The following is an 8,039-nucleotide window of genomic DNA, read 5'->3' as shown; positions in this document are numbered from 1 at the left end:
AATATGTATGAAGGAATCTGAGAATCCTAGTTTTTTTCGCATCATCAAAATTGGTTGATTTGAGTTGCATGTGCAATTTTCCTGACATTGAAGGCTGACGAAACGCGAGAAATGTTTCCAATAGTCTTCGTGCAATATTGGGCAGATGGTAATTTTGTTGCAAGTCAGCTTTTTTCTCAGAATTGGCTGCATCATAAACAAGTTTGAACAAATAATGATATTCTGATTCGTACTTACACAGTAGGCTATCGAGCCTTGATATAGAAGAAGATCTCTCAGAATCAGTTACATTTTTAGTCAGCATGTAAAACATTCCAGGTCGCTTATATTCATCTTTATTTTTTTGGTTAGGAAGGTAATTAAACCAATTTTTCACTTGCCTAAAAAAAGAATGACTATGCGTAAGAATGAAAAGCTGTCCTGCATTTTCTGTCTTTTTTTTCATGATACTAAAGGCGTAAAAGAGCGCATTGCTATCCATGCTTGAGACTGGGTCGTCGATTACGACAATTCCGTCTTCCAAGGAAAAGGACTTATCTTCGAGTGATTTTAGAAAGTACAAGAATGCGATTGCTGTCCTCTCTCCTTCGCTCAGATTTTTAGCTGGAGTTCCATTGCGACTGATCTGATAGCCAGATCCTTTTATTTCAAAGGTAAGTTCTTTTCTGCCAAGGTAAGAGCAAATATCAGCATTCAATTCATCAGCAGGTTTGCGGTGTTCCTCGATGTCTTCTTCAATCTTATGAACTTCCGTTCTCAATTCGGTGATCTTATCGCACACAGCATGGAGAGCGCTAGAAACTATATCGACTTCATTTTTTTTATGCTGATACTCTATCAGGCTTTTCGCGACTAAGGATTCTTCTATTTTTGTCCTCGCCGTGTTTATTCCTGTTTGAAATTCATCAGTTTCTTGGTTGTGTTGGATTATTATTGCGTTTAAATTAAAAATAATATTTTCATTACCGGTGATGATTTCAAAACTATGTTCAATAGGCTGAAATGGTTTTTGCTCTTTGTCTTTAAGCGCGGCGAGGAGGTTCTCAAGATATTCTTTAACTCTTTCGATTTCGTCAAGGAACTCTTGGCGAAGATCGTTGAAATTACCTTTTAAATGGTCGTAGAGACTTAGCCAATTGGGTAGTGCGTATGATTTTTCAATTTCAGATTCTATAATCGTAATTTGGTCTTTAACTTCGGCAATAAACGTATTGAATTCTTTATTAAAGTGAGCTTCCAACTTCTCAATCTGGCCATCGGGCAAGGGTTGCCCACAAAAAAGACAATTACAGGAATGCTCTTTTTGATGTTTTTCTAGACCAGTTTTTACCCATTCAGAGAGATCTTTGTCATTTTTGAGACTCTCTATTACCGTTGAGACTACTGTCTTTTTGAGTAAAGCAACAACTTGCTCTGTTAGTTTTCGAGTGTCAGGGTAGCTAAAGTTTAGAAGTTTTAACTTATCTAGCTGCGTCGAATCTTTCTTTTTTTTCTGCGTGTGAAAATCAGATTCATTTAGGATTTTTGCTTTTTGTTCAGCCTTAGAAAGTCTAAGCAACTCTTCACACTTTGTTTGGTATAAGCGCTTATCGTAGTTATTGTACCGATTGTTCCCACCAGATGAGCTCAGCAAATCTTTGATTGATTTGGCTTGGTGCGTTTTGAAGCTATCTAAATCCCTTTCTGATTGTCTCTTTTCTGTCTCTTTTTTACCGGATTCTATCTCATTAAGATTGATATCGTGTTTGAGCTTTTTAACTCGTTTTTGTTTTTCTATGTTCTCTTCGCCTAAAACGAAAATGGGTGTTACTACGTCATTGCTGGTGAATACGTTGTCGGTAACAAAATTTTTATTGAATACACGGATCGACGGAAGCCCTTGAGCTGTTGCAAAAGTTTTTCCGTCAACCTTGTTGCCAGAAATAATAAATTCAATATCCCCTTCGAGGACGGGACTTTTTTTTTCGATTGATCGAAATAGTTCAGAGAGCGTTGATTTCCCCATTCCATTCCAACCGTAAAATAGATTTTTTCCCTTAAAAGTAGGTAGATCTTCTGGCCAAACAAAATCGCGAAAAATTCGATGGCTTTTGATTTTACTTATCCGTTCAATTGTCATCCTATGACCTCCTAAGCATGCTTAATTTTAATAATAGCCTGTTGATGTATCTGTCCCGATCTCTGGATATATACATCAATTCATTGGACAACTGCTTATAGAGATGCATGTATCCGAGTAGCCGTTAACGTACTTGAAGATTCGGGTTATGCCTACACCTTGCGGTCCTAGAAATAGACTGGGCGGATTTGCTCCATCTACTCTGCTCGGAGACATACATCAGGAAGCTTTCAGCGTGCGTCACAGCTACATAGAACTAGCGGCGCGGTGGATCTGAAAGCCTTTCACCGTATTGGATCTCCTGATGATTTCGATAGTCCATTTTTCATGGATGCGAGCGTAGATCGCAGTTTGTTGGCAGTATAAACGCCGCGCACAATCGGTCGAGGCCATGCAGAGTATGGCGTTGACCACTTGTACGGGGGCGCTACCTTGTCTGGCCGCGGGAGCGAACACGGCACGATCAACACCCATTCCACGACTGTCTATTTTGATAGATAACGCAGGCCTTATCGGGTTATACTTGCGGCTAGTAATACCTGTCCATATCATCATTCTCTCCATCTTTTCTCAAAGACAGATGAATCTTAACATACCGCTATTACTCGAAAACTTTCGGATCAGGACCTAAGTGATTTACGATTGATTGACAGTCAATAACTGTTTTGGAGATGTCTTTATGAACCTTCGCGAGAAATTCAAACTGGCAGTGCTTTCGGCCAATGGAAGTAAGTTTGAGGAACTGTTCACAAAAATTCAAAGCTATTTGCATGCAGACTTTGAACAAGTGAAGCCCCATGGGAATATTGGCGATCATGGCAACGATGGCTGGTTAAAAAATTCAGGCACATACTTTTAAGTATATGCGCCGGAGAAACTCTCGACTAATTCAGCTACGACGCAGAAGAAGGTTAAGGAAGATTTTAACAAATTTGAACAATACTGGCAAAAATCACGCCAATCAAAAAATTTTATTTCGTTATGAACAACAAATTTGAAGGAGTATCTCCTCATATTTCAAAAATATTGCAAGAGATTAAAGAGGTTCACTCTCTGGAGGTGGCTAGCCTCTACCTCACCAAAGACCTCGAAGATGATCTATTCTCATTATAGTATGACCAAATATGCAGCGTACTCGGCGTTAGTCCGGTCACCCCTCAGGAAGACAATAAAAAAGTAAGAGAATTCTTAGAATTCTCTTACTTGGCTTTTTGGGAACTGTTCCAGCATACTGATGCTGCATATTTTCTCAACTGTATAATGACGTAGCATACTATAACGATATTGGAAATTTTCTGAAGTTCCAGCCACCACACGACTTGCCAGATCGGAGTAAATTCATCGATAATCGTGTAGAGTGTATGCGAAGGTTAATTGAGCAGATGGCGGTTGCCTATAACAATATTAAGGACTATGTCGCATAAAGTTATAGATTAGGTGTGATGATGATGCAGCCTATAGTAATTAATCTGCTTAATATAAGAGATAACTGCCACAGGATCTTTATATGTAAATAGTAGTTTTTGGTCCATTATGCCTAAGAAAATATTCCGTTGTCTCGGTCAAAATTGCCTGTTAGCCCAACAAAAACTGAGTAGACAGGCGGCATCCACCCTCTTGCCAGATATCCAAGCGACTGTGACTATTGCTTGAAAGCCGATACTGTCTAGTGAAAGAGAACTTGCCATTCTCTGTATTCCTGTTCTCTGGCGCTTCTGAGACATGACCTGCCGGTTGATACAGCGAGATGATCAGGCTTGGCGTGATTTGAAATGACCTTGTTATCGATCCCTGCTATCCAGCAAGTCCTGACAAGTTACCCACGAAGCTTTACCCCGCTTCTCTACCACATCCTATCAGATCAGGATAAGATATCCGAACAGATGGAAGCCCGTGACGTTGTCAACCTGAATGGGATGGTAGGGCCAAAAATCACGCAGCACTTCTGGGCGCGGATGCTTGTATACCTCGTGCGCAGGATCAGATGAAAAGATGCTGGCGGTTGGATTCAACTTAGCAGCAATGCCAGCATGCCATTGCGGTTTCGCACCATGATGCATAACCTGGAAAAGCCCCAGCTTCTGAAGCCGTCTTGATCGTTTGAAAAAATTCTCAAACCGAGTGTAGTGGGCACCTTTGAGAGTGCCATCACCAGTGTGGATCTGAGCATAGCGAGTAGTAATCGCTGGGCGCTCTACCAGGTGCGAGGTGAGGACGGTGTCAAGCTGTAACCTCGTGCTAATCGGGCCAGAATAAAGAAAGAGTGAAATGATATTTTTGTTTTTGGGAGTGGATCCGAAAGTTTCGATATAGAGGCCTTTAAGATTCTCAAATGCCTGAATGCGCTTGGTCACATCATTTTTGACTAGATCCAGCAAAAACTCGGCCTGAGTGATGAAGTCGGCACTAGCCTTAGGCTGTTGCTCCGCATCATTGTAAGGGACAAACTCCCAGAAACTGGGCACCACAAGGCGTCCGCTTGGTTTGAGGAAGATTGGCTCTTTCCCTTGTTCGTCCTGCTCAACTGCCGGGTCACCGACGGCCTCAGTTGGGGTGTCCCCGATCTCGAGATTGAGATCACCCACGGGGGGCCACGTTAGCTCGAATTCCTCACTTTCTGGAAGGATAGGGGGCTCGGGATCATCAGGTGCCGAGGGCCCATCATCAGGTTCACCTGTAGGTACAAAAACGATATCCTCAATGTCTGATCCCTCAATGCCGCGAAGATAGGCGACAGGGTTTAGGAAGAACAAAAAAGTGGGATCTTCGGCGCTGACACCTTGCTCGATCGCGAGCACCAAGCGCTTCCACAACGGGACATAGGGGATTAGTAGCCGCTTGATTGGGCAGGCTGCAATCAGACGTGAAAAGCCGCTGATATGATCTTTGTCGAAATGGGACAGAACTACCAGATCTATCTTCTCGACGCCGACACTAACTCGCTCTGTTTGATCCATATGAAGAGCGCGATCGATCAAGAATTGATTTGAGGTTGTGCCGCAATCATAGACCCAGCTGAACGCGCTGTCGCTCGAGGTCCGTATAACGCCAGAGCTGTAAAGTCCCTGGCCGACGGGCCACCAATGGAGATGCAGAGAAGCGATCTGACGGCGAGTTTTCATCTCGCTGGCATCATCGACGGTGTTGGTACTAATAACAAACTGGTCAGGATCAGAGCGCAGGCTATTGGTTCAAGCAGCAATGAAGGAGAACCATTCCTCATGGGTAGCTGGGAGGAAATTCGAAAAATAGACTTCATCACAGATTTCTTTAATGTGGGCATGTTTCCAACCTCTCCTAGGATAGGCAACATAAGCTAGAATTTCTTGATAGTTGAGAATTGGCCAGAGTAGCAGCATACTCTTGATTAAGCGGTGTTCCGCAGTTGTCAACTCGTGAGTAGCCGCCATCTAAATTACCCCATAAAAGGGTAATTCCCTTAACAGCTAAATCTTTCACTGTGCAGTGCAAAGTAGCAAAAATTACCTAGAGTATGTTATGTAACAAATCAGATTATTTCCGGCATTTGTCTTTGCTTGCAGATGCGTCTGTGCAAATTAAAGAATCTAACTAAGCTGCAAGATCCAGAATGTCAGATGTCGGCAAAAGCTGACATCCAAGGACCGTATCGAACCGGCCGGAGTTTGTGCCATCTGGGCTGCTTTGGAGTGTTTTTAGTTTCGAGAAAAAGAATTTCTCGCCGTCTTTGAAGTCCAGAATACCTCCCAGTTCAGCAAAGGGCACATTACCGGTGCCTGTCTCTTTTTTCGGCGTTCACTTGTCTTCTGGGTGAGGGCGGATAAGGAAGCAGGGGATACTGTCAATCTTCTGGATATCCTCATTTCGTAGATTTCATCCAGCCAAGCACAATACGGAAAGTGGCAAGGTGCTATGCTACGAAGCAGAGGTCAGTACTGCCAGTTTCTGTGATGTCCAGCTTCTGCGTATAGTCTTGGGGCACTCTCAAAATGCTAGCCTGCCCATGGGTTCTTTATCACCAGTTGCCTTTGCACCAGTTGAGTCCTTAAGGCCGACAGGCGAAGCATCTGGTGACCATCAAATTTGACCCTCTGTGCGTCCTGTTGCAATGTCAGACTGCTGAGAGCTGGTCACGAAATGCATCGGGTTGTCACTGACAGGAATCACCAAAAGATAAAGCGCGACTGTCCACTTGGTTGCTTCTTTGGTATCCGTTCTGGCTTTTGGGTCGCTCAATACAAACTGTGTCAAGGCATTAGAGAGTATGAACAGGCAGTTGCTTCCTGACGGCTTTACGGGTCAGCTTCTCCTTCGGATCTTCTGGTTTCCGTTTGGAAATCTCAACAGCTTTTTTCTCTTCCTAAGCCAAAACCTTAGGCTCCATCATCACCGGGCTTTGGAAGGTGAGGAGAGAGGCTAATTTCTGGCCTGAGAACCGTTTGTCAAGCTAGGCTTACAGGACTGCTGGGATGAGAGCCGATGAGACGCAGCATGTAAGTTCCTAGACTGGGAATATAACTGGGAAAGTCCCGTTTACCCATCATCATCCATTTTTATAACGTCTTTTTAAGGAATTAGCGCAAAAGTCCGAGTTACTTGAATTCGCTCGTTTTTAGCACAAATAGAAAAATAACCAATTGAAATATAATGATAATTTCATTTAAAAAAACAACTGTAGTGCTAAATCTTATGATGATAAAAAGATGAAAATGAGTAATTGTATTTACATATAAAAATATAATACAACTATTATTCAAAGGAGTAATTACACATGAAAGTAATTGCAGTATTAAATCAAAAAGGCGGTTCTGGCAAAACGACCATCTCGACCCATCTTGCTCGGGCATTCCAGTTAGCAGACTATAATTGCCTTCTGGTAGATTCTGACCCTCAAGGCAGCGCAAGAGATTGGGGAGCGGTAAGGGAGGACAATCCTGTCTCTGTTATCGGGATAGATCGTCCAACGATAGAGCGGGATCTAAAACATATTGCCAATAAAGACGTCGTCATTATCGATGGCGCCCCGCAGGCTTCTGATCTGGCAGTCTCCGCTATCAAGGCGGCCAATGTAATTTTAATTCCGGTGCAACCTTCTCCTTATGACATCTGGGCGACATCTGAATTAGTCGATCTAGTGAAATCCAGAATTGAAATAACGGACGGCAAACTTAAGGCTGCTTTTATCGTTTCCCGTGCGATCAAAGGCACTAAGCTAGGTAACGAAATTTTTCAGGCTTTGGCTGATTACGGGCTACCTGTTTTAGAAACCGCTATCACCCAAAGAATAAGTTATCCCACTTCGGCCAGTCTTGGGGTGACTGTTCTCGACGATAAAATAGATGAAAACGCTGCATCGGAAATCCACAGATTATTCAAGGAAATTAAAGAAAAATTCCTTTGAATTTTTACGTTTATGGAGTTTAAAGTAAATGAGTAAAAGTGTTTTATCACTTAAAGCGGGGCGTCCCAGTGCGCGTAAATCTAAAGAGGTCACTTTAGCTAGCTTATCAGATGAAAAAGAACAAAAGCGTGTTAACTTTTTTATAGATAGCGATCTTCATACAAAGCTAAAAATTTATGCTGCACAACAAGGAAAAAGTATCAAAGATATTCTGACCGATTATATAAAAACGTTGCCCTTTAATTGATTGAATAATTAACATGCCTACCGGCCATGCCTACCGGCCATGCCTACCGGCCATGCCTACCGGCCATGCCTACCGGCCATGCCTACCGGCCATGCCTACCGGCCATGCCTACCGGCCATGCCTACCGGCCATGCCTACCGGCCATGCCTACCGGCCATGCCTACCGATTGTATCATGTCTTTCTCTTTCAAAGAATTCATAAGCACAAAAGTGTTATTATATTTTTACTCTATAACTCAAATAAGTATATACTCATTTGAGTTATATGATATTTGGCTAAATTAGGGGGAAAC

Annotated in this window: 6 protein-coding genes; 3 read left to right on the top strand and 3 right to left on the bottom strand. The window is 42.7% G+C overall.

The genetic code is table 11. The features are described from left to right. Positions 1 to 2,119, bottom strand: a 2,119-nt coding sequence (locus FBY58_RS09145; protein WP_141920740.1) for an AAA family ATPase, incomplete at its 3' end; no start/stop codon positions are given. Positions 2,120 to 2,798: 679 nt separating this feature from the next. On the opposite strand from FBY58_RS09145, the gene FBY58_RS09140 reads away from it, so the two are divergent. Beyond that, positions 2,799 to 2,978 (top strand): hypothetical protein, encoded by a 180-nt coding sequence (locus FBY58_RS09140; protein ID WP_141920739.1) that lies wholly within the window; start codon positions 2,799 to 2,801, stop codon positions 2,976 to 2,978. A gap of 997 nt (positions 2,979 to 3,975) precedes the next feature. Here the strand turns inward: FBY58_RS09140 and FBY58_RS09135 are convergent. Both FBY58_RS09135 and FBY58_RS09365 read right to left on the bottom strand, forming a co-directional pair. Next, a complete protein-coding gene (locus FBY58_RS09135) occupies positions 3,976 to 5,241 on the bottom strand; it encodes an MBL fold metallo-hydrolase (protein WP_141920738.1) in 1,266 nt (421 codons plus the stop codon). Positions 5,242 to 6,175: 934 nt separating this feature from the next. Next, positions 6,176 to 6,334 (bottom strand): hypothetical protein, encoded by a 159-nt coding sequence (locus FBY58_RS09365; RefSeq protein ID WP_185738208.1) that lies wholly within the window; start codon positions 6,332 to 6,334, stop codon positions 6,176 to 6,178. A 535-nt stretch (positions 6,335 to 6,869) separates the two neighbouring features. Between FBY58_RS09365 and parA the strand changes: the two genes are divergently transcribed. Then, a complete protein-coding gene (parA, locus tag FBY58_RS09130) occupies positions 6,870 to 7,499 on the top strand; it encodes a ParA family partition ATPase (RefSeq protein ID WP_141920736.1) in 630 nt (209 codons plus the stop codon). A gap of 28 nt (positions 7,500 to 7,527) precedes the next feature. Next, positions 7,528 to 7,746, top strand: a complete 219-nt coding sequence (locus FBY58_RS09125; protein ID WP_011078109.1) for a plasmid partition protein ParG — start codon at positions 7,528 to 7,530, stop codon at positions 7,744 to 7,746. The last annotated feature ends 293 nt before the right edge of the window (positions 7,747 to 8,039 follow it).

Source organism: Zymomonas mobilis (assembly GCF_006715975.1).
GTDB classification, from domain to species: Bacteria; Pseudomonadota; Alphaproteobacteria; order Sphingomonadales; family Sphingomonadaceae; genus Zymomonas; species Zymomonas mobilis_B.
The sequence above is the reverse complement of the archived record's forward strand: the minus strand, read 5'-3'. Positions and strand labels throughout refer to the sequence as shown.

What these genes read in the sequence shown, in the direction of transcription:
- FBY58_RS09140 (WP_141920739.1), top strand. Translation starts at nt 2,799, where the DNA reads ATGAACCTTCGCGAGAAATTCAAACTGGCAGTGCTTTCGGCCAATGGA.
- FBY58_RS09135 (WP_141920738.1), bottom strand. Translation starts at nt 5,241, where the DNA reads ATGAAAACTCGCCGTCAGATCGCTTCTCTGCATCTCCATTGGTGGCCC.
- parA (WP_141920736.1), top strand. Translation starts at nt 6,870, where the DNA reads ATGAAAGTAATTGCAGTATTAAATCAAAAAGGCGGTTCTGGCAAAACG.
- FBY58_RS09125 (WP_011078109.1), top strand. Translation starts at nt 7,528, where the DNA reads ATGAGTAAAAGTGTTTTATCACTTAAAGCGGGGCGTCCCAGTGCGCGT.